The organism is Mycobacterium sp. (assembly GCF_035633495.1).
GTDB lineage: Bacteria > Actinomycetota > Actinomycetes > Mycobacteriales > Mycobacteriaceae > Mycobacterium.
In genome coordinates, this window is the sequence record NZ_DASQEU010000143.1 from 71,147 (window position 1) to 94,665 (window position 23,519).

25 protein-coding genes are annotated in these 23,519 nt (G+C 67.4%); 9 read left to right on the forward strand and 16 right to left on the reverse strand.

Annotated features, from left to right (window positions below; translation table 11 throughout):
* From VET27_RS21165 to hrcA, 8 genes are all read right to left on the reverse strand, one after another.
* Nucleotides 1-318 carry a cytidine deaminase-like protein gene (locus VET27_RS21165; RefSeq protein WP_526521574.1) on the reverse strand — a complete coding sequence of 106 codons (318 nt, stop codon included), beginning with the start codon at nt 316-318 and terminating at the stop codon, nt 1-3.
* On the reverse strand, nt 315-1,601 hold the full coding sequence (locus VET27_RS21170; RefSeq protein WP_526521575.1) for a CNNM domain-containing protein: 1,287 nt from the start codon (nt 1,599-1,601) through the stop codon (nt 315-317). The genes VET27_RS21165 and VET27_RS21170 overlap by 4 nt, the downstream gene beginning before the upstream one ends.
* Nucleotides 1,598-2,134 (reverse strand): rRNA maturation RNase YbeY, encoded by a 537-nt coding sequence (gene ybeY, locus VET27_RS21175; protein ID WP_526521576.1) that lies wholly within the window; start codon nt 2,132-2,134, stop codon nt 1,598-1,600. The genes VET27_RS21170 and ybeY overlap by 4 nt, the downstream gene beginning before the upstream one ends.
* Nucleotides 2,131-3,177, reverse strand: coding sequence for a PhoH family protein (locus VET27_RS21180; RefSeq protein ID WP_526521577.1), 1,047 nt, complete (start codon nt 3,175-3,177; stop codon nt 2,131-2,133). Before VET27_RS21180 ends, ybeY begins: the two co-directional genes overlap by 4 nt.
* A gap of 131 nt (nt 3,178-3,308) precedes the next feature.
* A complete protein-coding gene (locus VET27_RS21185) occupies nt 3,309-3,536 on the reverse strand; it encodes a hypothetical protein (protein WP_526521578.1) in 228 nt (75 codons plus the stop codon).
* Nucleotides 3,537-3,669: 133 nt separating this feature from the next.
* Nucleotides 3,670-4,419, reverse strand: a complete 750-nt coding sequence (locus VET27_RS21190) for a 16S rRNA (uracil(1498)-N(3))-methyltransferase (protein ID WP_526521579.1) — start codon at nt 4,417-4,419, stop codon at nt 3,670-3,672.
* 16 nt (nt 4,420-4,435) lie between these two features.
* On the reverse strand, nt 4,436-5,596 hold the full coding sequence (gene dnaJ, locus VET27_RS21195; RefSeq protein ID WP_526521580.1) for a molecular chaperone DnaJ: 1,161 nt from the start codon (nt 5,594-5,596) through the stop codon (nt 4,436-4,438).
* A gap of 55 nt (nt 5,597-5,651) precedes the next feature.
* A complete protein-coding gene (hrcA, locus tag VET27_RS21200; RefSeq protein ID WP_526521581.1) occupies nt 5,652-6,683 on the reverse strand; it encodes a heat-inducible transcriptional repressor HrcA in 1,032 nt (343 codons plus the stop codon).
* Nucleotides 6,684-6,792: 109 nt separating this feature from the next.
* Here hrcA and VET27_RS21205 point away from each other — a divergent pair, with 109 nt between their 5' ends.
* A complete protein-coding gene (locus VET27_RS21205) occupies nt 6,793-7,107 on the forward strand; it encodes a type II toxin-antitoxin system VapB family antitoxin (RefSeq protein ID WP_526521603.1) in 315 nt (104 codons plus the stop codon).
* A gap of 82 nt (nt 7,108-7,189) precedes the next feature.
* On the opposite strand, the gene hemW is transcribed toward VET27_RS21205, so the two are convergent.
* Entirely contained in the window at nt 7,190-8,341 is a 1,152-nt protein-coding gene (gene hemW / locus VET27_RS21210) for a radical SAM family heme chaperone HemW (RefSeq protein WP_526521582.1), read from the reverse strand.
* An 84-nt stretch (nt 8,342-8,425) separates the two neighbouring features.
* Here hemW and VET27_RS21215 point away from each other — a divergent pair, with 84 nt between their 5' ends.
* From VET27_RS21215 to VET27_RS21230, 4 genes are all read left to right on the forward strand, one after another.
* Nucleotides 8,426-8,530 (forward strand): Ms4527A family Cys-rich leader peptide, encoded by a 105-nt coding sequence (locus VET27_RS21215; RefSeq protein WP_526521583.1) that lies wholly within the window; start codon nt 8,426-8,428, stop codon nt 8,528-8,530.
* A 114-nt stretch (nt 8,531-8,644) separates the two neighbouring features.
* Complete coding sequence (locus VET27_RS21220) at nt 8,645-10,336, forward strand: nitrite/sulfite reductase (protein ID WP_526521584.1); 1,692 nt, start codon at nt 8,645-8,647, stop codon at nt 10,334-10,336.
* Complete coding sequence (locus tag VET27_RS21225; RefSeq protein ID WP_526521585.1) at nt 10,333-11,040, forward strand: phosphoadenylyl-sulfate reductase; 708 nt, start codon at nt 10,333-10,335, stop codon at nt 11,038-11,040. The genes VET27_RS21220 and VET27_RS21225 overlap by 4 nt, the downstream gene beginning before the upstream one ends.
* Entirely contained in the window at nt 11,019-11,753 is a 735-nt protein-coding gene (locus VET27_RS21230; RefSeq protein ID WP_526521586.1) for a sirohydrochlorin chelatase, read from the forward strand. The genes VET27_RS21225 and VET27_RS21230 overlap by 22 nt, the downstream gene beginning before the upstream one ends.
* 191 nt (nt 11,754-11,944) lie before the next feature.
* Here the strand turns inward: VET27_RS21230 and VET27_RS21235 are convergent, their stop codons facing one another.
* Nucleotides 11,945-12,259: a hypothetical protein gene (locus tag VET27_RS21235; protein ID WP_526521587.1), complete on the reverse strand. Its 315-nt coding sequence runs from the start codon at nt 12,257-12,259 to the stop codon at nt 11,945-11,947.
* Between the two features lie 65 nt (nt 12,260-12,324).
* Here VET27_RS21235 and VET27_RS21240 point away from each other — a divergent pair, with 65 nt between their 5' ends.
* The gene (locus VET27_RS21240; RefSeq protein WP_526521588.1) at nt 12,325-13,962 is read left to right on the forward strand and encodes a S53 family peptidase; all 1,638 of its coding nucleotides are present in this window, start codon (nt 12,325-12,327) and stop codon (nt 13,960-13,962) included.
* Between the two features lie 164 nt (nt 13,963-14,126).
* Nucleotides 14,127-15,746, forward strand: a complete 1,620-nt coding sequence (locus tag VET27_RS21245) for a zinc ribbon domain-containing protein (RefSeq protein ID WP_526521589.1) — start codon at nt 14,127-14,129, stop codon at nt 15,744-15,746.
* A 6-nt stretch (nt 15,747-15,752) separates the two neighbouring features.
* On the opposite strand, the gene VET27_RS21250 is transcribed toward VET27_RS21245, so the two are convergent.
* From VET27_RS21250 to VET27_RS21275, 6 genes are all read right to left on the reverse strand, one after another.
* Nucleotides 15,753-16,805: a sulfate/molybdate ABC transporter ATP-binding protein gene (locus tag VET27_RS21250; RefSeq protein ID WP_526521590.1), complete on the reverse strand. Its 1,053-nt coding sequence runs from the start codon at nt 16,803-16,805 to the stop codon at nt 15,753-15,755.
* A gap of 24 nt (nt 16,806-16,829) precedes the next feature.
* Nucleotides 16,830-17,642, reverse strand: a complete 813-nt coding sequence (gene cysW, locus VET27_RS21255; RefSeq protein ID WP_526521591.1) for a sulfate ABC transporter permease subunit CysW — start codon at nt 17,640-17,642, stop codon at nt 16,830-16,832.
* Entirely contained in the window at nt 17,639-18,472 is an 834-nt protein-coding gene (gene cysT / locus VET27_RS21260) for a sulfate ABC transporter permease subunit CysT (protein ID WP_526521592.1), read from the reverse strand. Before cysT ends, cysW begins: the two co-directional genes overlap by 4 nt.
* Entirely contained in the window at nt 18,469-19,509 is a 1,041-nt protein-coding gene (locus tag VET27_RS21265; RefSeq protein WP_526521593.1) for a sulfate ABC transporter substrate-binding protein, read from the reverse strand. The genes cysT and VET27_RS21265 overlap by 4 nt, the downstream gene beginning before the upstream one ends.
* 125 nt (nt 19,510-19,634) lie before the next feature.
* A complete protein-coding gene (locus VET27_RS21270) occupies nt 19,635-19,727 on the reverse strand; it encodes an Ms4533A family Cys-rich leader peptide (RefSeq protein ID WP_526521594.1) in 93 nt (30 codons plus the stop codon).
* A gap of 116 nt (nt 19,728-19,843) precedes the next feature.
* The gene (locus VET27_RS21275) at nt 19,844-20,038 is read right to left on the reverse strand and encodes a hypothetical protein (protein ID WP_526521595.1); all 195 of its coding nucleotides are present in this window, start codon (nt 20,036-20,038) and stop codon (nt 19,844-19,846) included.
* Nucleotides 20,039-20,061: 23 nt separating this feature from the next.
* Between VET27_RS21275 and VET27_RS21280 the strand changes: the two genes are divergently transcribed.
* Together VET27_RS21280 and VET27_RS21285 are read left to right on the forward strand one after the other, a co-directional pair.
* Nucleotides 20,062-21,321, forward strand: a complete 1,260-nt coding sequence (locus tag VET27_RS21280; protein ID WP_526521596.1) for an FAD-dependent oxidoreductase — start codon at nt 20,062-20,064, stop codon at nt 21,319-21,321.
* Between the two features lie 33 nt (nt 21,322-21,354).
* A complete protein-coding gene (locus tag VET27_RS21285) occupies nt 21,355-23,367 on the forward strand; it encodes a glycoside hydrolase family 15 protein (RefSeq protein WP_526521597.1) in 2,013 nt (670 codons plus the stop codon).
* The last annotated feature ends 152 nt before the right edge of the window (nt 23,368-23,519 follow it).

The window sequence follows — 23,519 nt, forward strand, 5'->3', positions numbered from 1 at the left end:
TCACGGGATCGGGTTTCCGGCACGGTCGGTGACGATGACGGCGGCGTCGACGGTCAACTCGCGCACTGCGGCGACCCCTGCGTCATCCGTCGAGCCGGCCACCAGCACGGCGGCCTCGAGGCCCGCCGCCCCACTCGACACGGCCGCGGCCACCGCCGCCTGCAGTGCCGTCAACGTCAGCGACTCCAGCGTCACCGGAGCACCTGCGTAGGTTCGCCCGTCCACGTCACGCACTGCGGCACCGCTGCTCGCCTCCGCGCGTCCCATCGCGCCACGGGCGAGCGTGACCAGCTTGGCGTCCTCGGCGTCGAGGCTCATTCGGCGTCCCCTTCCTTCTGCTCGGCGGGCATGACGAGCACGGTGCCGATACGCACCCGGCCGCGATGATCGCGACCGCCCTCGGCGCGCAGCCGCAACGCATCCCAGGTGACCTCGGCGCCGGGTAGTGGCACGCGACCCAGTTCGTGGGCCAGCAGCCCGCCGACGGTGTCGACGTCCAGGTCGTCGTCGAGCTCGAGATCGTAGAGCTCCGCGAGGTCCTCCAGCGGCAACCGGGGGGACACGCGAAAGTTCTTGTCGCCCAGATCCTCTACGGGAGCGACTTCGTCGGTGTCGTACTCGTCGGCGATCTCACCGACGATCTCCTCCAGCACGTCCTCGATGGTGACCAGACCCGCGATCGCGCCGTACTCGTCGACCAGGAGTGCCATGTGGTTGCGGTCCCTCTGCATCTCACGCAGCAGTGCGTCCAGCGGCTTGGAGTCCGGCACGAACACCGGCGGGCGCATCACCTCGCCGACCCTGGTATCGATGCCACCGTTGCTGTAATACGTCTGCTGGACGAGGTCCTTGAGATAGACGACGCCGACGATGTCGTCGACGTTCTCGCCGACGACCGGCAGGCGGGAGTGCCCGCTGCGCACCGCGAGTGACGTGGCCTGCCCGGCGGTCTTGTCCGATTCGATCCACACCATCTCGGTGCGCGGCACCATCACCTCGCGGGCGCCGGTGTCTCCGAGATCGAACACCGACTGGATCATCCTGCGCTCGTCGTCGGCGACGATTCCGCGTTGCTGGGCGAGGTCGACGACCTCCCGCAGTTCGATCTCGGACGCGAATGGACCGTTGCGGAAGCCGCGGCCGGGTGTCAGCGCGTTGCCGATCAGCACCAGCAGCCGGCTGATGGGCGTCAGCAGCACCGAGATCGCCTGCAGCGGAAGGGTTGCCCCCAACGCGATGGTGTACGCATGCTGTCTGCCGAGCGTGCGCGGCCCGACACCGATGGCGACGAAGCTGACCACGACCATGATGGCGGCCGCAGCGAGCAGTCCCCAGGTCAGGCCGAGGTCCTCGTAAAGGAAGGCCACCAACAGAACGGTCGCGGCGGTCTCACACGTGATGCGCAGCAGCACGATGAGGTTGATGTAGCGCGGTCGATCGTCGATCAGCCGGGCCAGCCGCGCAGCTCCCGGCCGCTCGTCGCGAACCAGCTCGTCGACCCTGGCGATGGAGACGGTGCTGATGGCGGCATCGACTGCCGCGAACACGCCTCCGAGCGCGATGAGCGCGACTGCGCCCAGGAGAGAAGAGATTCCGGTCACGGTTCGTCGAAGTACTGGGACTTGTCCAACAGTGTGCGGTCCTTCTCGCTCTGCCGGTCCTGGTGGTAGGCGGCGACCTGGTCGGCGACCCACCCCTCGAGCAGTTCGCGTTGCAGGGCGAACATCTCCCTCTCCTCGTCCGGCTCGGCGTGGTCGTAACCGAGCAGGTGCAGCACGCCGTGCACGGTCAGCAGCGCGAGTTCGTGACCGAGCGAATGCCCGGCCTTCTCAGCCTGTTTGGCCGCGAACTCGGGGCACAGCACGATGTCGCCGAGCATCGACGGGCCCGGCTCGGGCGCGTCGGGGCGGCCACCCGGCTCGAGCTCGTCCATCGGGAAGCTCATCACGTCCGTCGGGCCGGGCAGGTCCATCCACCTCGTGTGAAGGTCGGCCATCGCCGGGGTGTCGAGCAACACCATGGACAGCTCGGCGCCCGGGTTGACGTCCATCTTCGCGATGACGAACCGCGCGACACTGATCAGTTCGTTCTCGGACACGTCGATGCCCGACTCGTTGGAGACCTCGATGCTCACCGGCGCGGCCTGCCGGTGCCGGATCGCCGCTCGGCCCGGTTCAGCACTGGCGCTTCGGATCTGGCGTATGCGTCGACGATCTCGGACACCAGTCGGTGCCGGACCACGTCGGCGCTGGTGAGTTCGGAGAAGTGGATGTCGTCGATGTGATCCAGGATCTCCATCGCCGCGCGAAGACCCGACTTGGCGCCGTGCAGGTCGACCTGTGTCGAGTCACCCGTCACCACGATCTTGGACCCGAACCCCAAGCGCGTCAGGAACATCTTCATCTGTTCGGGGGTGGTGTTCTGGGCCTCGTCGAGAATGATGAAGGCGTCGTTGAGGCTGCGACCGCGCATGTACGCCAGCGGCGCGACCTCGATGACCCCGGCGCTCATCAGCTTCGGGATCAGCTCCGGATCCATCATGTCGTGCAGAGCGTCGTACAACGGCCGCAGATAGGGGTCGATCTTCTCGCTCACCGTGCCGGGTAGGAAGCCGAGGCGTTCGCCGGCTTCCACGGCGGGGCGGGTCAGGATGATGCGCGAGACCTGTTTGGTCTGAAGGGCGTTGACCGCCTTGGCCATCGCAAGGTAGGTCTTGCCGGTGCCTGCCGGGCCGATGCCGAACACGATGGTGTGCGCGTCGATCGCGTCGACGTAACGCTTCTGGTTGAGCGTCTTGGGCCGAATCGTCTTGCCGCGCCGAGACAGAATGTCCAGCGTCAGCACCTCGGCCGGTGACTCGTTGCCAATGCCGGTCAGCATGCCGACACTGCGGCGCACGGCCTCCGGCGTCAGGGCCTGTCCGCCCGCCACGACGGCGATGAGCTCGGTCATGACTCGCTCGGCCAGCGCGACGTCGGCCGGCTCGCCGGACAGGGTCACGGCGTTGCCGCGCACGTGGATGTCGGCGGTCAGCAAGCCTTCCAAGGCACGCAGATTCTCGTCAGCGGAACCGAGTAGGCCCACCACGAGGTCGGGCGGCACGTTGATGTTGCTGCGTACATTGCTGTTGCTTCGCACGGTGCTGTCCGAGGCGGCATTCGTCTCGCGGGGAGTCACGTGGTGTTCAGTGCCTGCTTTCCGTGGCTCAGGTCGTGGGTGTGCTTGCGTCAGCTTACCGCTGGTCACCGTCGCATCCCAAAGAAGAAGGGGCACCCGCACCGGGTGCCCCTTCTCGAGTTGAACCTGTGTCAGCGGCTCTGCTGCACGGTCGTGTCGACCTGCGGGACGGTGACGTCCGGGTGGATCGTGTTGATCCACTGGTTGTGGTCGACGCCGGTGGAGTACCCGGGCAGTTCCGCGACCGGCAGGGCCTCGGCGAATGCGGTGGCCTGGATCGGAGACGCAACGCCGAGGATCCCGGCGGTGAGTCCGCTCGCAACGATGGCGGCAAATCCGAACTTCTTCATTTTCTTCATTTCTTCTTCCGTGCCCTCTGTGGTGTCTGTCGACCGGCGGTAGAGCCTTCCATCCGGCCTGACAGATCAAACGCAATGCTCAGGGGTTTGATTCCGATGGCGGTAATTGGTTGCCGAATGGCAGTAATCAAGGTCAGATGCGCCAGCGGGCGGTCAGCACGCCGAGTGCGCCAAGCGTCACGGCAGCCGCCGATGTGGTCCGCAGCACACTTGGCCCGAGGCGTACGGTGATGGCGCCCGCGCCGGTCAGCAGGCCCAACTCATCGTCGCCGATGCCGCCCTCGGGACCGACGATCAGCATCACCGATTTAGCGTCGGTCAGCCCCACCGCGGCCAGGGGCTCTGTCGCGGACTCGTGCAGCACCAGCACGACCGATCGGCTCGGGGCAGCCCCGACCCGTGCGGCCAGTTCCGTCGTGGACACCAGCGACGTGACCGGCGGGACGTACGGTCTGCGGGACTGCCTGGCCGCCGAGCGCGCCACCGCCTGCCAGCGGTGCAGGCCCTTCTCCGCCTTCGCCGAACCGTCCCAACGGGCCACGCAGCGGTCCGACTGCCAGGCCACGAACGCGTCGGCGCCCGCTTCGGTGGCAAGCTCGATCGCCAACTCGGACCGGTCGGACTTGGGCAGCGCCTGCACGACGGTGACCGTGGGAGATGGCGGCGCAACGGTGCGCCTGCTCACCACGCGGGTCATCAGGCTGCCCTTCGCGACGCCCTCGACGACCACGTGCGCCACCGCGCCTGCGCCATCGCCGAGATCGAGCTCCTCACCGACCCGGATGCGCCGCACGCTGGCGGCGTGAAAACCCTCGTCGCCGTCGACGACGGTGAGCTCACCGACGTCGGACAGCGCATCGACGTAGAACAGCGCGCGACTCACTGCGGCCCGAGCCGACCTACCGGCCGGTGAACGTCTCGCGCAGCCGGCTGAATAGCCCGCCGCCCGACGGCGCCGCGTGCGTGGACTTGACCTCGGCCACGTCGCGGACGCGATGCTCCTTGAGCTTCTGCAGTAGGTCCGCGTCCTGCTGGTCGAGACGCGACGGCACCACCACCTCGATGTGGGCGTGCAGGTTGCCGCGAACGCCGGTCCGCACGTTGGGCATCCCGTGGCCGCGCAAGGTCGTGACGGCGCCGGGTTGAGTGCCCGCGACGACGTCGACGTCGGTCGGCCCGTCGAGGATCGCGTCGACCGAGACCTTGGTGCCGAGCGCCGCGTCGACCATCGGCACCGACACGCTGAAGTGCAGGTCGTCGCCGTCGCGAATGAAGATGTCATGGGGTTGTTCGTGGACCTCGACGTGCAGGTCGCCCGCCGGGCCGCCGCCGGGACCGACTTCGCCCTGGGCCGCCAGCCGCACCCGCATGCCGTCGCCGACACCGGGCGGGATCTTCACGCTGATCTCCCGTCGCGCCCGCACCCGTCCGTCGCCTCCGCAGCGGTGGCACGGATCGGGGATGACCTCGCCGACGCCCGCGCACACCGGGCACGGACGTGACGTCATCACCTGTCCGAGCAACGACCGCTGCACGGACTGGACCTCGCCCCGGCCGTGGCAGGTGTCGCAGGTGGCCGGCGTGGAGTTGCCGTGGGTGCCATTGCCCTGGCACATGTCGCACAGGATCGCGGTGTCCACGGTCACGTGCTTGGTGACACCGGTCGCGCACTCCGACAGGTCGAGCCGCATCCGCAGCAGCGAATCGGATCCCGGCCGCACCCGACCGACCGGCCCGCGGCCACCGCCACCGCCGCCGCCGAAGAACGCCTCGAACACGTCGCCGAGGCCACCGAAACCGGCGCCGCCGAACCCGCCGCTGAAGCCGTTGCCCGCGCCGGCGCCCTCCATCGGATCGCCACCGAGGTCGACGATGCGGCGCTTCTCCGGGTCGTTCAACACCTCGTAGGCGACGCTGATGTCCTTGAACTTGGCTTGCGCCTCTTCGTCGGGGTTGACGTCGGGATGCAGTTCACGCGCGAGCTTGCGATACGCGCGCTTGATCTCCGAATCGCTCGCACCCTTGCTCACACCGAGCAGGCCGTAATAATCGCGTGCCACGCCAAAACCCTTCTTAGCCCTCTTCAAGCCGCACTTGCGGTCCGTGCCGACGCCCCTAGCGGGCGCCCAACACTTCGCCTATGTACAAAGCAACCGCTGCAACGTTGGCAATGGTTCCCGGATAGTCCATTCGAGTGGGCCCCACCACACCCATGCCGCCGAACACCTTGCCCGAGCTGCCGTACGCGGTGCTCACCACCGACGTCCCAGCCATCTGCTCGGCCGCGGTCTCGTGTCCGATGCGCACGGTTACCTTACCGGCCTCCTGCTGGACGGCCAGCAATCGCAGTACGACCACCTGCTCCTCCAGTGCTTCGAGCACCGATCGCAGGGAACCGCCGAAGTCAGCGGTGTTGTGGGTCAGATTGGCCGTCCCACCGTGGAGCAAACGTTCCTCGCTGTGTTCGACCAGGGTTTCGACGAGGACGGTCGCCGACCGCCCCACGGCGTTGCCAAGCCCGCCGTGACCGACCAGCTGAGACGCCAGGTCCGAGACCGCGATCGAGGCCGTCGTGACGGGCTTGCCCTCGAGCGCCTGACCGAGTCGCTCGCGCAACTGCGCCAGTTCCACGTCGCCGATGGCGTCGCCGAGCTCGACGATCCGCTGGTCGACTCGACCGGAGTCGGTGATGACCACCAGAAGTAGTCGGGCGGGCGTGAGCGCAACGACTTCCAGATGGCGGACCATGGACCTCGACAGCGTCGGATACTGCACGATCGCCACCTGCCGGGTGAGCTGGGCCAGCAGCTTCACCGCGCGGCGCAGTACGTCGTCGAGGTCGACACCCGACTCCAGGAACGTGAGGATGGCGCGACGCTCGCTCGATGACATCGGCTTGACGTCGTCCAACCGGTCGACGAACTCGCGGTAACCCTTCTCGGTGGGCACCCGACCCGAGCTGGTGTGCGGTTGCGCGATGTAGCCCTCGGCTTCGAGGACGGCCATGTCGTTGCGCACGGTCGCACTCGACACGCCCAGATTGTGGCGCTCTACGAGGCTCTTCGAGCCGATGGGCTCCTTGGTGGACACGAAGTCGGCGACGATGGCGCGAAGCACCTCGAAGCGACGGTCATCGGCAGTACCCATGGTTCACCTCCCAGTTCGTTTCATTTTACGTTGACCAGCAGCACCGACGCCCCGCGACGCCACGCCGCGCCTCCGGATAACCTCGGTGCATGCCCGGGACGACCAGCCGATGATCTTCAAGGGCGTCCGCGATGGCAAACCGTATCCGGACCATGGTCTGTCCTACCGGCAGTGGGCTCAGATCCCGCCCCGGCAGATCCGCCTCGACGAGTTGGTGACCACGACGACGGTGCTGGCGCTCGATCGCCTGCTGTCGGAGGATTCGACGTTCTACGGCGACCTGTTCCCGCACGCCGTGCGGTGGGAGGGCGTCATCTACCTCGAAGACGGTGTGCACCAGGCGGTCCGGGCCGCGTTGCGCAACCGGCCGGTGCTGCACGCCAGGGTCTACGACATGGACCTTCCGCTGTCCGAACAGACCTAATCGCCTGCGCCGAACGGCCAGTTATTCGCCGCTTTTCGCCTCGAGGCGCGCGAAATGTGGCCACTCGGCAGGAGTATCACAGCTAATCCAGTAGGTCGCGCACGACGGCGTCGGCGAGCAGGCGACCGTGGTCGGTCAGCACCAGACGGTCGGCCGAACGGTTCACCAGACCGTCGGCGATCGCGGCATCTGCCCGCGTTGCCTCGTCTGCGCTCAGTGCGTCCAGCGGCAGCCCCCGGCGCAGCCGAAGACGCAGCATGACGTCCTCGGTGTGGCGGGCCGCGTCGTCCAGACTCTCGGAATCCGCGACGGGTAGTTGTCCGTCGGCGAGGGATTGCGCATAGGCGTTGGGGTGCTTGACATTCCACCAACGCGTGGTGTCGACGTAACCGTGCGCGCCCGGCCCCGCACCCCACCACTCGCCACCGTCCCAGTAGCCGAGATTGTGTCGACACTCCCCGCCGGGCAGGCTCCAGTTGGACACCTCGTACCAGTCGAAGCCCGCGGCCGACAGTCGCGCGTCGAGCAGTTCGTAGCGCGCCGCGAGCACGTCGTCATCGGGCGCAGGCAGCTCGCCGCGGCGCACTCGCCGGGCCAGGGCCGTGCCCTGCTCGACCACCAGCGCGTAGGCCGACACGTGGTCGACGCCGGCACCGATCGCGGCGTCGACCGAGCGGCACAGATCGTCGTCGGTCTCCCCCGGCGTGCCGTAGATGAGATCGAGGTTGACGTGTTCGAAGCCCTCGGCGCGGGCGTCGGCGGCCGCGGCCAGCGCACGCCCCGGCGAGTGCACCCGGTCCAGCGCGGCGAGCACGTGCGGAGCAACCGACTGCATGCCCAGCGACAGGCGCGTGAACCCCGCGCTCCGCAGCTGTCCGAGCAGCTCGGGCGACGTCGACTCGGGGTTGGCCTCCGTCGTCACCTCGGCACCGGCGGCCAGGACGAGGTTCGCGCGAATCGCGCCCATCACGGCGGCAAGCCGTTCCCCACCCAACATCGACGGCGTACCGCCACCGACGAACACGGTCGACACCTCCGGAAGGGATCCCCGCGACGCCAGCCTTGCCGCCGCCAGCTCCAGCTCGATCCGCAGGGCCTCGAGCCAGCCGTCGGGGTTCGCGCCACCGAGTTCGGCGGCCGTGTAGGTGTTGAAGTCGCAATACCCGCAGCGGGTGGCGCAGAACGGCACGTGAACATATATGCCGAACGGCCGAGCACGGGGTCCAGCAGTCATCCGACCAGTCTTGCAGAGCGGACTCTTGCGCACACTGAGCGAAAGAATGGCCCGATTGCGGCCGGTAGTTGCTTTCGTGGCAGAATGTCGAGCGTGACCGCCGTCCGCAACTCGACCACCCGCGTATCGCTCGTGGTCCGGCGGCATGTCGACTTCAAGCGCGTTTGCAGCTGTTGCTGTCTGCCTTGACGCCGTAGACCTGTCCACCTGTATTTTCAGCTGGCCGCCGGATCTGCGCCGCCGGACAGCCACCGGTGACCACGCGCGATCCTCACGCCGGCTTCCTCCTGAAGGGGCCATCGCATGACCCAAGCAGACGCCAAGCCTGCCTCGACGCCCAAGCCCGCCAAGCGCCCCAAGGGCGAAGGCCAGTGGGCGCTCGGCTACCGCGAGCCGCTGAACGCCAACGAGCAGTCCAAGAAGGACGACAATCCGCTCAACGTGCGGGCCCGCATCGAGAACATCTACGCCAAGGGCGGTTTCGAGAGCATCGACAAGGGTGACCTCCGCGGCCGGTTCCGCTGGTGGGGGCTCTACACGCAACGCAGGCCGGGCTATGACGGCACCTGGACCGGCGACGACAACACCGACATGCTCGAGGACGAGTACTTCATGCTGCGGGTCCGTTGCGACGGTGGCGCGTTGAGCGCGGCAGCGTTGCGCACCCTCGGCGGGATCTCCACCGAGTTCGGCCGCGACACCGCCGACATCTCCGACCGCGAGAACGTCCAGTATCACTGGATTCGCATCGAGGACATGCCGGAGATCTGGAAGCGTCTGGACGCCGTCGGGCTGCAGACCACCGAGGCGTGCGGCGACTGCCCGCGCGTGGTGCTCGGGTCACCGCTGGCCGGCGACTCGCTGGACGAGGTGATCGACGGGACCCCCGCGATCGACGAGATCGTGCGCCGCTACATCGGCAAGAAGGAGTACTCCAACCTGCCGCGAAAGTTCAAGACCGCGATCTCGGGTCTGCAGGACGTCGTGCACGAGGTCAACGACGTGGCGTTCATCGGTGTCGAGCACCCCGAGCACGGCCCCGGTTTCGACGTCTGGGTCGGCGGCGGCCTGTCGACCAACCCGATGCTGGGACAGCGCCTGGGCGCCTGGGTGCCACTCGCCGAGGTGCCCGACGTGTGGGAGGCGGTGGTGTCGGCGTTCCGCGACTACGGCTACCGCAGGCTGCGCGCCAAGGCACGTTTGAAGTTCCTGATCAAGGACTGGGGCGTAGAGAAGTTTCGTGACGTTCTCGAGACGGAGTACTTGAAGCGACCGCTGATCGACGGGCCCGCACCCGAACCCGTCGCGCGTCCCATCGACCACGTCGGCGTCCAGCGCCTCAAGAACGGCCTGAACGCCGTCGGCGTCGCGCCCATCGCCGGGCGGGTGTCCGGCACCATCCTGTCCAAGGTGGCCGACCTCGCCGAGTCGGTGGGCTCGGACCGCATCCGCTTCACCCCGTACCAGAAGCTGATCATCCTCGACGTGCCCGATGACAAGATCAGCGAGTTGACCGTGGGTCTGGACACCCTCGGCCTGCCGTCACGTCCATCGCACTGGCGGCGAAACCTGATGGCCTGCACCGGCATCGAGTTCTGCAAGCTGTCGTTCGCCGAGACCCGCAAGCGCAGCCAGACGCTGGTGCCCGAGCTGGAGCAACGGCTCGAGGACGTCAACGCGCAGCTCGACGTCCCCGTGACCGTGAACATCAACGGCTGCCCCAACTCGTGCGCGCGCATCCAGGTTGCCGACATCGGCTTCAAGGGCCAGATGATCGACGACGGCGATGGTCCGGTCGAGGGGTTTCAGGTGCACCTCGGTGGCAGCCTGGGCCTGGACAGTGGATTCGGCCGCAAACTGCGCCAGCACAAGGTGACCAGCGCGGAGCTCGGTGACTACGTCGACAGGGTCGTTCGCAACTTCGTGAAACAACGCGAGGCCGGTGAGCGTTTCGCTGTCTGGGCTCTGAGAGCAGACGAGGCGGACTTGAGGTGACTGACGTGACGACTACCGAGCGCGATCTGATCGAACTGGCGGAGCGCGGAGCGGCCGAACTGGAGGGCGCCGACGCGGAGGAGCTGCTGCGTTGGACCGACGAGCACTTCGGCGGCGAGTACGTGGTGGCCTCCAACATGCAGGACGCGGTCCTGGTCGCCATGGCCGCCAAGGTGCGTCCCGGTGTGGACGTGCTGTTCCTCGACACCGGCTACCACTTCGCGGAGACCATCGGCACCCGTGACGCCGTCGAGGCCGTCTACGGCGTCAACGTGGTCAACGTGCTGCCGGAGAACAGTGTCGCCAAGCAGGACGAGCTGCTCGGCAAGGACCTGTTCGCGCGCGATCCGGCGGCATGCTGCCGGATGCGCAAGGTGGAACCACTGGGGAAGGCCCTGAAGGGCTACTCGGCGTGGGTGACCGGCATTCGGCGCGTCGAGGCGCCGACGCGCGCGAACGCACCGCTGGTCAGCTACGACAAGGCGTTCGGCCTGATGAAGATCAACCCCATCGCGGAGTGGTCCGACGACGACATGCAGGCCTACATCGACGCGAACGACATCCTCGTCAACCCGCTCGTCTTCGAGGGTTACCCGTCGATCGGCTGCGCACCGTGCACGGCGAAGCCGATCGAAGGCGCCGACTCACGCAGCGGCCGTTGGGCCGGCCAGTCGAAGACGGAATGCGGGCTGCACGCGTCGTGACCTCCATGATCCTTGCGGCTCACGGCAGCGCGGATCCCCGTTCGTCTGCGGTCGCGGAGGCCCTAGCCGGAAGGATCCGCCGGCTGCGGCCCGGACTCGACGTCCGCGCCGCATTCCTGGAGAAGTCGGCGCCATACGTGGGCGACGTGCTCGCGGACGTCGCGCGTCGGCGTGGGTCGGCCGTCGTGGTGCCGATGTTGTTGGCCGACGCTCATCACGCCAGAGTCGATCTGCCCGCGGTGATCGAGCGTTCCGGGGCGGCCGCTCTTCAGTCCGAGGTTCTCGGCGAAGATCCGTCTCTCATCACGTTGCTCGGACAACGCCTCGCGCACGCCGGGGTGTCGCCCGATCAGCGGGACGTCGGGGTCGTCGTCGTGGCGGTGGGTTCTTCGCACGAGGCGGCGAATGCGCGCACGGCCGCGTTGGCCCCCGCGCTGGTGGCCAGAACGCGGTGGGCAGGCGTGGAGGTGGCCTACGCCACCGGGCCTCACCCGACCGTCGCCGAGGCGGCAATCCGACTGCGGAGTCGAGGGGCGCGCCGGCTCGTCGTCGCCCCGTGGTTCCTGGCCCACGGCCGCATCACCGACCGGGTGGCCGCATCCGCCACTGACCTCGGCATCCCGATGGCCGATCCGCTCGGTGCCCACAATCTGGTCGCGGCCGCGCTGCTCGACCGATTCGACGAGACGCGTTCGGCACTGATCGCTGCTTGACAGTAACTGGCAGATCCTCCGGCCAACATCGCACACCGTCGGTCACGCCGGAGTTGTCAAGCTTGGGGCATCTTTTTCGGATGCACAGGCCGCCAAATGAACGCCGAAGCAATTTTCTACTCTGTTTGCTCGGCGTGTGGCATGATATCGACGTCGGTGCTCGTACGGTCCGATGAACGAAATAGTCAGATTCACACCATCACGGGGATTGGATAGGACAGCATCATGAAGTCAGGTCGTTTGGGTCGCCGACTGGCCTTGGTAGCCGGAGGCAGCGCGGTCATTGCCATGGCCACGTTGACCGCTGGCTGTGGCGGCAGCGAGTCACCAAGCCCGTCCAGCACTACGACAACGACGACGACGTCGGTCGCCCCGTCACCTACGGAGAAGAGCATCACCCCCGGCGGGCCGAACAGCTTCTCGCCGCCAGTGAAGGCACCGCCGGCGCCGACGGGCGAGCCGGGAACCCACCGCAACGGCGGCGGGTCGTAGGCCACGCGGCTCACGCACGAAGTTCGTTCGCAGGGACGCCATGTGGATGGCGTCCCTGCGAATGGGTCGGGAATCATTGATGTTCGCTAGAACTTTGTCGAGGCGCGCCTCGACGCGCCTACTCGGTTGCGTCCTGACGCTGTCGCTCGTTGCGGCCGCGTCGATCATCGTGCGCGACCAACGTGCCGCGGTCCCCTCCGACGCCACGGCGACCATCGGCGGCCCGTACGCGAATCTCCTGGCCAGCTCGACCGATCTTGGTCCGTCCCGACTCGATCACGCGCAGCTCACCGTCGGACTTCGTGACTCGGTGCGTCCAGACCGGCTCCTGCAGTGGGCGGCCAGCAAGAGCCTCGCCGTGCGATGGAAACCCGGTGAGGAATGGGCCATCGTCGAGGGAGCACCGCCCGACGTGGCCGAGGCCTTCGACGTTCCGGTGCACGACTATCGCGGAATGCAGGGACAGGTCTTCTACGCCTCCGCCCAACAGCCCGAGGTTCCGGCGGCCGTGCGCAACACGGTGAGCGATCTCGGACGCATCCTCGGGTACACGCCGCATCGTGAGGCGCGCCCCGACTTCATGCCCCTCGACGTACCACGCCAAGGCTTGACGCCGAACGCCCTGCTGACCGCCTACAACGCGAGTCCGCTTGCGGCAGCGGGCATCACGGGCAAGGGACAGACCATCGTCTTCTTCGCGTTCAGTGGCTACGACCAGGGCGACCTCGACGACTTCGCCGAGATGTCGAATCTGCCACCGCTGAAACCGATCCTCGTCGGCGGACAACCGAGCGAGTCCCGCGCCGAGACCGTGATGGATCTCGAAGTCGCGCACGCGATCGCGCCCGATGCTCGGATGGTCGTGATCAACGCCCGTCCCACCCTGGAGGGCGGCCGTACCTACGAGCGCATCGCGGAGATGTTCGACGCCGCGGACCAACAGTTCCCCGGCGCGGTGTGGAGTCTGTCCATCGGGTGGGGCTGCGACGCGCTGATCACCGCGACGGACCTCAAGCCCGTGCAGTCGGCACTGGAACGCGCGCACGCCAACGGCACGTCCGCCTTCGATGCCAGCGGGGACACCGGGGGGCTGGAGTGCAAGGGCGGCAACGGCTGGTCGGCGCCGCCGGGCCCAGATGACGTCGGATTGGACGCCGTCGCGTCGCTGCCGGGCATGACCTCCGTGGGCGGCACCACGCTGTCGACCGACGAAGACGGCCAATGGCTGGCGGAGCAGGCCTGGATCGACTCGCCGCTGTCGCAGGGCACCAGTGGCGGAGTTTCGAAGCTCTTTCCGCGACCGGCCTGGCAGCGCAGCGTGTCCATCGACCGGGACGCCGGGAAACGACAGCGAAGGCTCACGCCCGACGTCTCCGCACTCGCCGATCCGTTCACGGGCGTCAAGATCAGATTCGACCAGCAGGACCTGGTGGGCGCGGGCACGTCGCAGGCGGCGCCGATCTGGGCCGGCCTGACGGCCCTGATGAACCAGTACCTGCTGGCCAACGGCGGACGACGGTTGGGTGACATCAACCCACTGCTCTACCGGGTGGCCAGAGGCGCGAACTCTCCCGGCTTTCGTGACGTGACCCTCGGCGGCAACGCGGTCGACGTCGCGATCCCCGGCTACGACCTGGTGACCGGACTCGGGAGCCCCAACGTCGAACACCTCGCCCGCGACTTCCTCGACATCCAGAAGGGCGTAGCGCCTCGATGACGACCGGGGGGATGACGTGTCGCGTCTGCGACGTCGTCGTCCCGCGTGGCGTTTTCTGCGGAAATTGTGGCGCGACGGCGTCCCGCCGACGTGGTGACGGGCCTTCGTGGCTTCGCCTGTCGGCGTACTCGGCGGCACCGCGCGAGCACGTACTGAGCCCGCGGGTGACGAGCACGATCTTTCCGTCCCTGCCCCGGCGGTCCCGGACGGCGTTCGGCGTCGCGCTGGTCGGCGTGGTCGCGCTGATGCTGGGCACCGCCCTACCGATGTGGCAGGCGGCGCTGATCGGACTGGTCGGCTTCGGGTTGCCGTTGCTGTTCCTGGCCTACCTCAAGGAGACCGACGCCTTCACCGACCTGTCGGTCGGCACCCTGTTGACCACCGCCGTGCTGGGCATCGCGTTCGGAGTCGGCTGGGGGCTTGCGACGGACGCCGCCGCCGCGCGCACCGACGACGACGCACTGGGACTGCCGGTCAGCACGCTCAAACTCCTCGTCACCGGTCTCGCCATTCCGTTGGGTTTCCTGATCCTCCTGCTCGCACCGATGATCGTCGTGCGGGTATGGCGCCCAGGGGTTCGAGAATCGTTGAACGGGTTCACGATTGGGTCGTTCGGAGCGCTCTGCTTCGTGAGCGCGGGCACCCTGACCCGGTTGGCGCCCGTGTTCGCCAACGGCCCGATGGACGACGACGGCCGTTCGCCCGCTCATCTCGTGATCGCGGGCGTCGTCCAGGGTGTGGCGATCCCGCTGACGGCGGCCGCGGTAGGCGGCGCGATCGGAGCCACCCTCTGGTTCATCCCGCGGGCCGATTCCCGACGCAAGCCGCGGTGGTACGCGTTGACCTCCCTCGCCCCGGCGGTCGCATTCGGGGTGGCCGCCTACCTCGGATTGGCCCTGCTCGACTTCTTCCCGCCTCCAAACAACGTCGAGACGAGCATCTTCGTCCTTCTCGCGGTAGTGGCCCTCTATGTCGTGCGCATCGTGGTGCACTCCACGTTGCTCCATGAGGAGCCGACCCACGAGCCCTCCGACGAACGAGTCGCGTGCCCAGAGTGCGGCCACGTCGCTCCGGATCTGCCGTTCTGCCCCACGTGCGGGATCGCGGCTCGCGCCGCTTCGGTGCGCGGCACGTCTCCCGCCTGGTTGCTCGTGATCGTCGGCACCGGTGCGGCACTGGTGATGGCCGCCTCGGTCGCGCTGTCGTCGTGGCTAACTCCGCCCGAGGCGCTGGTCGTCTGCCCGCCCGACTGCGGCCGCCCGCCCATCAGCAAGCCCATCGCGACCAACCCTCGCTTCACGCCCAGCGGCGGCGAGTTCTCTGTCTCCTACCCCGGCGAGGAAACGGCCTACGAGGCCACGTTCGAGCCGAACGGGGTGGTGCTGGACCTTCTCGCCGGCGATGGCGGCACGCTTCGACTGTTCGGCCAACCCGCGAACGGTCAGACGCCGAAGCAGATCGCGGACGACCTGCTCAAGGACCACTACCCCGACGCGACGTTCGCCTATGAGATTCCCAACGCCTTCGTGGGCTACCAACTCGGGTACGGCGAGGTCGCCGACGACTACCCGGCCAATGCCATCGGGGACGACGGCCGCAACCGTATCCTGATCATGGTCGCCGTGAAGAACGGCTACGCGTTGATCGCCGCGGCGGCCGGCCCCTTCCGCGAGTTCAATCCGGACTTCGGCTCGGGTCACCCCTCCGGAGCCAACTTCTTCCTTGCATTGGACATGGCGAAATACGTCAACAGCTTCAGCTGGCGTGGAGACCCGCCGCGCTGAAAGGCGTCAGGCCTTCGCCAGGACGTCGGCTTCGTCGACTGAGGGCAACTCGGTACTGCCCGGAATCGACGGCACCCGGGTCGCGCGGACGTAGACCGTGTCGCCTTCCTTCAGGCCGAGCGCCTCGGCGTCGCCGCGGGTGATCTGCGCGGTGAACGGCGCATTGTCAGTCGCAGCCGTGAGTTCCACACGAACCTCGAAGCCCAGTACCGCGATGCGGTCGATGGTGGCGCGAATGACACCCGTCGACGACACGCTCCCGTCGGCCTGTGCAATCGCCATGTCGGGACTGCGACCCACCCTGATGTCGTGTGGCCGCACCAGAGTTCCGTTCAACGAGGAAACAGCCCCGAGGAAGGACATGACGAACCCGTTGGCCGGATTGTCGTACACCTCGGTGGGCGAGCCGACCTGCTCGATGCGGCCCTTGTTCAGAACCGCGATGCGGTCGGCCACGTCGAGCGCTTCGGCTTGGTCGTGCGTCACCAGCACGGTGGTCACGTGCACCTCGTCGTGCAGCCTGCGCAACCACGCCCGCAAGTCCTCGCGCACCTTGGCGTCCAGCGCCCCGAAGGGCTCGTCGAGCAGCAGGACCTGTGGGTCGACCGCCAAGGCCCGAGCGAGCGCCATGCGCTGCCGCTGGCCACCGGAGAGCTGACTGGGGTAGCGAGTCTGGAAACCGGCGAGCCCGACGATCTCGAGAAGATCGTCGACCTTGCCCTTGACTTCCGCCTTCGGCCGCTTCCGGATCTTGAGCCCAAAGCCGACGTTGTCCCGCACGGTCAGATGCTTGAACGCCGCATAGTGCTGGAAAACGAAACCGATGCCCCGCCGCTGGGGCGGGACTCCCGTCACGTCCTCGCCCTTGATGGTGATCGTGCCGGTGTCCGGCTGGTCGAGGCCGGCGATGGCCCGCAACAACGTCGACTTGCCGGAGCCACTCGGGCCCAGCAGTGCGGTCAACGATCCCTCGGGGACGTCGAAGTCGATGTTGTCCAGGGCTACGAAGTCCCCGTAGCGCTTGTTCGCGCCGCGCACCGTGATGGCATGGGCTGTCATGTCAGAGGTCCTTCTCGTCGAAACCTAGTTTGCCGCCCGGGCACGCCGGGCGTCGAGGATCACTTGCACGACCAGTACGAAGACCGCGACGGTCATCAGCAGAGTCGACACGGCGTAGGCGCCGTACTCCTGACCGCGGCTGTAGCGGTCGGAGACGAGCAGCGTCAGAGTCTGCGAGGTGCCGGGAAGGTTGGACGACACCATGATGACCGCGCCGTACTCACCCAGGGTTCGGGCGATGGTCAGGACGATTCCGTAGGTGAGGCCCCACCTGATGGACGGCAGGGTGATCCGCCAGAACGTCTGCCACCACTGCGAACCCAGGGTCGACGCGGCTTCCTCCTGATCGGTACCGAGTTCGTGCAACAGCGGTTCGACCTCGCGGATGACGAACGGCAGGGTGACGAAGATGCTGGCCAGCACGATTCCCGGCAGCCCGAAGATGATCTTGAAACCCAAGTCGTTCTCGACGAAACCGAGCGCACCCGCCGAACCCCACAGCAGGATCAGGGCGACGCCCACGACCACCGGCGACACGGCGAACGGCAGGTCGATGACGGCCTGCAACACACTCTTGCCGCGAAACCTGTTGCGCGCCAACACAAGAGCTGTCGGCACGCCGAAGAGCACGTTGAGCGGAACCACGATGGCCACCACCAGCAGGGACAACTGCAGGGCCGATACCGCCGCTGGGGTGCTGATCGAAGCGAAGAACTGTCCGATCCCCGGGGTGAACGTGCGCCAAAGGATCAGCCCCACCGGGACGACGACCAGAATCAAGACGTAGAGAAGGGCGACGTAGCGAAGGAGATGACGCACCGCCCGCGACAGGATCATCGGGCCAACTCCTCCCGCTTCGCGGCCCGAGAACCGACCGCCCGGAGGACGAACAGCACCAGGAACGACGTGACGAGCAACATGATCGAGATCGCTGCGGCACCCGTGCGGTCATCGTTCTCGATCAGCGTGCGAATCCACTGGGAGGACACCTCGGTCTCCCCCGGAATCGCACCGCCGATCAGCACCACCGAACCGAACTCGCCGATCGCCCGCGAGAACGCCAGTCCCGCGCCGGACAGCAGCGACGGCAGCAATGCAGGCAGGATCACGCGCGTGAAGATCGTCCAGTTGTTGGCCCCGAGTGACGCAGCGGCCTCCTCCACCTCCCGGTCGAGTTCCAGCAGCACGGGCTGTACCGAACGCACGACGAACGGCAGCGTGACGAACAGCAGCGCGATGCCGATGCCCCACCTGGTCTGTTGAAGATGCAGTCCGACAGGGCTGTTTGGTCCGTACAGGGCGAGCATCACCAAACTGGCGACGATCGTCGGCAGCGCGAACGGCAGGTCGATGACGGCGTCCACCAACCGCTTGCCGGGGAAGTCGTCGCGAGTCAACACCCAGGCGACGAGAAGGCCGAAGACCAGATTCACCACGGTTACGCTGATCGATACGGTGAGCGTCACCTTGTACGACTCCAAGGCGGCGTTGGAGGTCGCCGCGTTCCAAAACGCGGTCCAGCCGCCCCCTACCGCCTGCCACAGGATCGCGGCCAGCGGCAGCAGCACGATGACGCTGAGCCAGAGCGTTGCTGCGCCCACGCGCAGCGACGTCGTGCCGCGCACGTTGCGGGGTCTACCGCTGGGGGCGTCGAGCACTGCTGTCATCCAGTGGCCTGCTTGTAGATCTTCGTGATGTTGCCGTTGTCCTTGTCGAACAGGGCGGGGTCGACCTCACTCCAGCCACCGAGATCCGCAATCGTCCACAGCTTCTGCGGGGTGGGGAAGTCGGCGGCGAAGTCCTCGGCGACCTTCGGGTCGACCGGGCGGAAGCCGGCCTCGGCCCAGAGCTTCTGACCCTCGGGGGTGTAGAGGAAGTTCTTCAGCGCCGTGGCCTGCTCGAGATGCGCACCGCTCGAGACGACGGCGACCGGGTTCTCGATCTTGAACGTCTGCGGCGGGGTGACGTGCTCGACGGGCTTGCCTTGGCGCTCGGTGTTGATCGCCTCGTTCTCATAGGCCAGCAGCACGTCGCCGCTGCCTTGGATGAAGAGGTCGGTGGCCTCGCGGCCCGATCCGGGGCGGGCCTTCACGTGCTCGGTGACCAGCTTGTTGACGAAGTCGAGTCCAGCCTGAGAGTCCTTGCCGCCGTTGCTCTTCGCGGCGTAAGGAGCCAGCAGGTTCCACTTCGCCGAGCCGGAGCTCAGCGGGCTGGGGGTGACGACCTCGACTCCAGGCTTCAGGAGATCGTCCCAGTCCCTGATGTTCTTCGGGTTGCCCTTGCGCACGAGAAACGTCACCACGGAGCCGAACGGGATGCCCTTCGTGACGTCGGCGTTCCAGTCCTTCGCCACCTTGTCGGCCTTGACCAAGCGGGTGACGTCCGGCTCGACGGAGAAGTTGACGATGTCGGCGGGCTTGCCGTCGACGACACCGCGGGACTGGTCACCCGATGCGCCGTACGACGCCGTGACGCCGACGCCCTTGCCTTCCGGCGTGGCGGCGAACGCCGGGATGATCTTGCTCCACCCTGGCTCCGGCACGGCGTAGGCGACGAGGGTCAGCGTGGTGTCGGCCTGCGGTTGGTCACCGCCACCCGCAACGTCACTGGAGCCTCCCCCGCACGCGGCGAGCAACGAGGCCGTCACGGCGATGGCGCCAACTGTGGTCAGCGACCGAATCGACTTCGGCTTGGAAACGGGCATGGTTGGAGCCTTTCCTTGCGGTGACACATGGGGTTCTGGAACCCGCCACGACGGAAAGGGGACGTATCAGATCTCAGGCCCGAAATCTGCGGCGACCGACACCAAACCGCGCAACGGCATGGGGGTCAGCGACAACAGTGCACATCGGCCACAGCGCAATTACCCACGGCAATGAGAGCCAGGACATGGCTCTCCGTAGTGCCGGACGCTGCGTACACGGGCGAAGCGTAACAGACCGGCGGAACACCGCGTTACCGGGCGAACAGCCACATCACGATGACGAGTGCGACCAGCGCCACCAGCACTAATGTCACTCGCGACCGCGGCATACCAGTCACGATGGATCCTCGTCGGTGTGCCAGGCCCGCTGGATCAGGCGGATGCCGTTGCCCAGCGCTCCGTCGAGCACCACGGCCACGGCGTACGCCAGCAGCAGCACGAGGGGCATGACGACCACCGTCTGGGCGACGAAACCGAGGCCGGACAGCCACAGTTCGACGCCGTCCCACCAACTCAGGATGCCGCTCACCTCATCCACCCTACGATCAACGGATGAGTAGGCCAGCAGACTCCACGACATGCCTGATCGCGGGTGGTGGACCGGCCGGCATGATGCTGGGCCTGCTCCTCGCCCGCGGCGGTGTGGAAGTCACGGTGATGGAGAAGCACGCCGACTTCCTGCGCGACTTCCGCGGCGACACCGTGCACGCGAGCACGTTGCGGCTGCTGGACGACCTCGGGCTCGCCCGCGACTTCGGCGAACTCACACACCGCGTCATCGAGACCATCGGCATGCAGGTCCAGGGCGTTCCCGTCGACATCGACCTGCGCCGGATCCCCGGTCCCCACAAGCACATCGCCCTGGTCCCGCAGTGGGACTTCCTCGAGCTGCTCGCGACCGCGGCGGAAAAGGAGCCGTCGTTCCGGTTGCTGCGCAGCACCGAGGTGCTCGAGCCCCTGCGCGAGGGCTGCGACGGAGTCGTCGGTGTCCGCTACCGGGGATCCGACGGTCGGATCGGCGAGATGCGTGCCGACCTGACCGTGGCCTGCGACGGTCGGGGTTCCACGCTTCGCGACGCGATGATGTTGCAGCCCAAGGCCTTCGGCGCTCCGATGGACGTGTGGTGGTTCCGGCTGCCGCGAGCCGAGCACGACCCGCCGGGCCTAGAGGGTGTGCTCACGACGGGCCACGCCATGATCGTCATCGATCGCGGCGACTACTACCAATGCGCCTACATCATCCCGAAGGGCACCGATTCGCAGTTGCGCGCGGAGGGCATCGAGTCGCTGCAGCGCACCGTCGCATCGCTGGTGCCGCGGCTGGCGGACCGGGTCGGCGGACTGACTTCGTTCGACGACGTCAAGCTGCTCGACGTCCAGCTGAACAGGCTGCGTCGCTGGTATACCGACGGCCTGCTGTTGATCGGCGATGCGGCGCACGCGATGTCCCCCGTCGGCGGCGTCGGCATCAACCTGGCGGTGGCGGACGCGGTGGCGACGGCGCGCATCCTGGCCGGCCCACTGCGATCGGGCCGTGCGCCCACCCGCGACCTGGCCCGAATTCAGGCCAGACGCTGGGTTCCGACCGCACTCATTCAGGGTGTGCAGAGGGTGATCCACGCCCGCGTCATCGCCGCGGCGGTGGCCGGTCAGGACGCAGGCGCCCCGCCGCTGGGCGTGCGCGTCGTCAACCGGGTGCCGTTCCTGCGGACCGTGGCCGGGTACGCCGTGGCCATCGGGCCGCTCCCCGAGCGCGCGCCCGCGTGGGCCAGGCGCGCGAACCCGACGGCCGGAAACGCCCCGCACGAGTAGACGCCAGGTACCTGGGCAGTTGATGATGTCGGGATGGTTCTGCAGCAAGTCGGGTCCAATGGCGAAACGAACAAGGCCGACCATGTGCCCGAGGCGCCGTACACGGTGACGGCCCCCGTCCCGTATGCGCCGGGCGGGCCGTTGCGCAACCCGTTCCCGCCGATCGCGGACTACGCCTTCCTCTCCGACTGCGAGAACACCTGCCTGGTGTCGTCGGCGGGCTCGGTGGAGTGGATGTGCGTGCCGCGGCCCGACTCGCCCAGCGTGTTCGGCGCGATCCTGGACCGCGGGGCCGGACACTTCCGGCTGAGCCCCTACGGCGTGACGGTGCCCGCCGCCCGCCGCTATCTGCCGGGCAGCCTGATCATGGAGACGACGTGGCAGACCCACACGGGCTGGCTGATCGTCCGCGATGCGCTGGTGATGGGGCCATGGCACGACCTGGACACCCGGTCGCGGACCCACCGCCGAACCCCGATGGACTGGGATGCCGAGCACATCCTGCTGCGCACCGTGCGATGCGTCAGCGGCGTGGTCGAACTGGTGATGGGCTGCGAGCCGTCCTTCGACTACCACCGCGAGTCAGCCACCTGGGAGTACTCGGCGGCGGCGTACGGCGAGGCGATCGCCCGGGCCAGCAAGAACCCCGAGGCTCATCCGACGCTGCGGTTGACCACGAACCTGCGGATCGGTCTCGAGGGTCACGAGGCACGGGCGCGGACCCGGCTCACGGAGGGCGACAACGTCTTCGTCGCGCTGAGCTGGTCCGGGCACCCGTCGCCGCAGACGTTCGAAGAGGCCTCCGACAAGATGTGGAAGACCAGCGAGTCGTGGCGACAGTGGATCAACATCGGTGACTTCCCCGACCACCCGTGGCGTTCATACCTTCAGCGCAGCGCGTTGACGTTGAAGGGGCTGACGTATTCGCCGACCGGCGCCCTCTTGGCGGCGAGCACCACGTCCCTGCCGGAAACCCCTCAGGGCGAACGCAACTGGGACTACCGCTATGCGTGGGTGCGTGACTCGACGTTCGCGTTGTGGGGCCTCTACACGCTGGGCCTCGATCGCGAAGCCGACGACTTCTTCTCGTTCATCGCCGACGTGTCGGGGGCGAACAACGGTGAGCGCCATCCACTTCAGGTGATGTACGCAGTCGGTGGCGAGCGCCACCTCACCGAGGAAGAACTGAACCACCTGTCGGGTTACGACAACTCGCGGCCGGTGCGCATCGGCAACGGGGCGTTCGACCAGATGCAGCACGACATCTGGGGCACCATGCTCGACTCGGTATACCTGCACGCGAAGTCGCGCGAGCAAATTCCGGAGATGCTGTGGCCGGTGCTCAAGCTTCAGGTCGAGGAGGCGATCAAGCACTGGAAGGAACCCGATCGCGGCATCTGGGAGGTGCGCGGAGAGCCCCAGCACTTCACCTCGAGCAAGGTGATGTGCTGGGTCGCGCTGGACCGCGGCTCGAAACTGGCTGATCTGCAAGGTGAGAAGAGCTACGCCCAACAGTGGCGGGCGATCGCCGAGGAGATCAAGGCCGACATCCTCGCCCACGGCGTCGACCATCGCGGCGCCCTGACGCAGCGCTACGGCGACAACGCTCTCGACGCCTCGCTGCTGCTCGTCCCGCTGGTGCGGTTCCTTCCGTCGGACGATCCCCGCGTCCGCGCGACGGTGCTGGCCATCGCCGACGAACTGACCGAGGACGGCCTGGTGCTTCGTTACCGCACCGAGGAGACCGACGACGGCCTGTCCGGCGAGGAGGGCTCGTTCACCATCTGCTCGTTCTGGCTGGTGTCGGCGCTGGTCGAAATCGGCGAGATCAGCAGGGCCAGGCATCTGTGCGAGCGGCTGCTGTCGTTCGCCAGCCCGTTGCACCTCTACGCCGAAGAGATCGAGCCGCGCACCGGACGCCACCTCGGCAACTTCCCTCAGGCATTCACCCACCTGGCCCTGATCAACGCCGTCGTGCACGTGATCCGCGCCGAGGAGGAAGCCGACAGCACCGGCGTGTTCCAGCCGGCCAACGCTCCGATGTAGGGAGCCGCCCTAGAAGGGCGGCGGTTCCGGCTCCTTCGTGAGGGTGTCCTCGTATTCGATGTCTTCGTCGCGTCGGAACTCGGGTGTGGCTGCGGTGGTGCGCATGTCGTGGTTGTGTTGGCGTTCGGCGGTGATGGCGGCGGCGCGGTCTT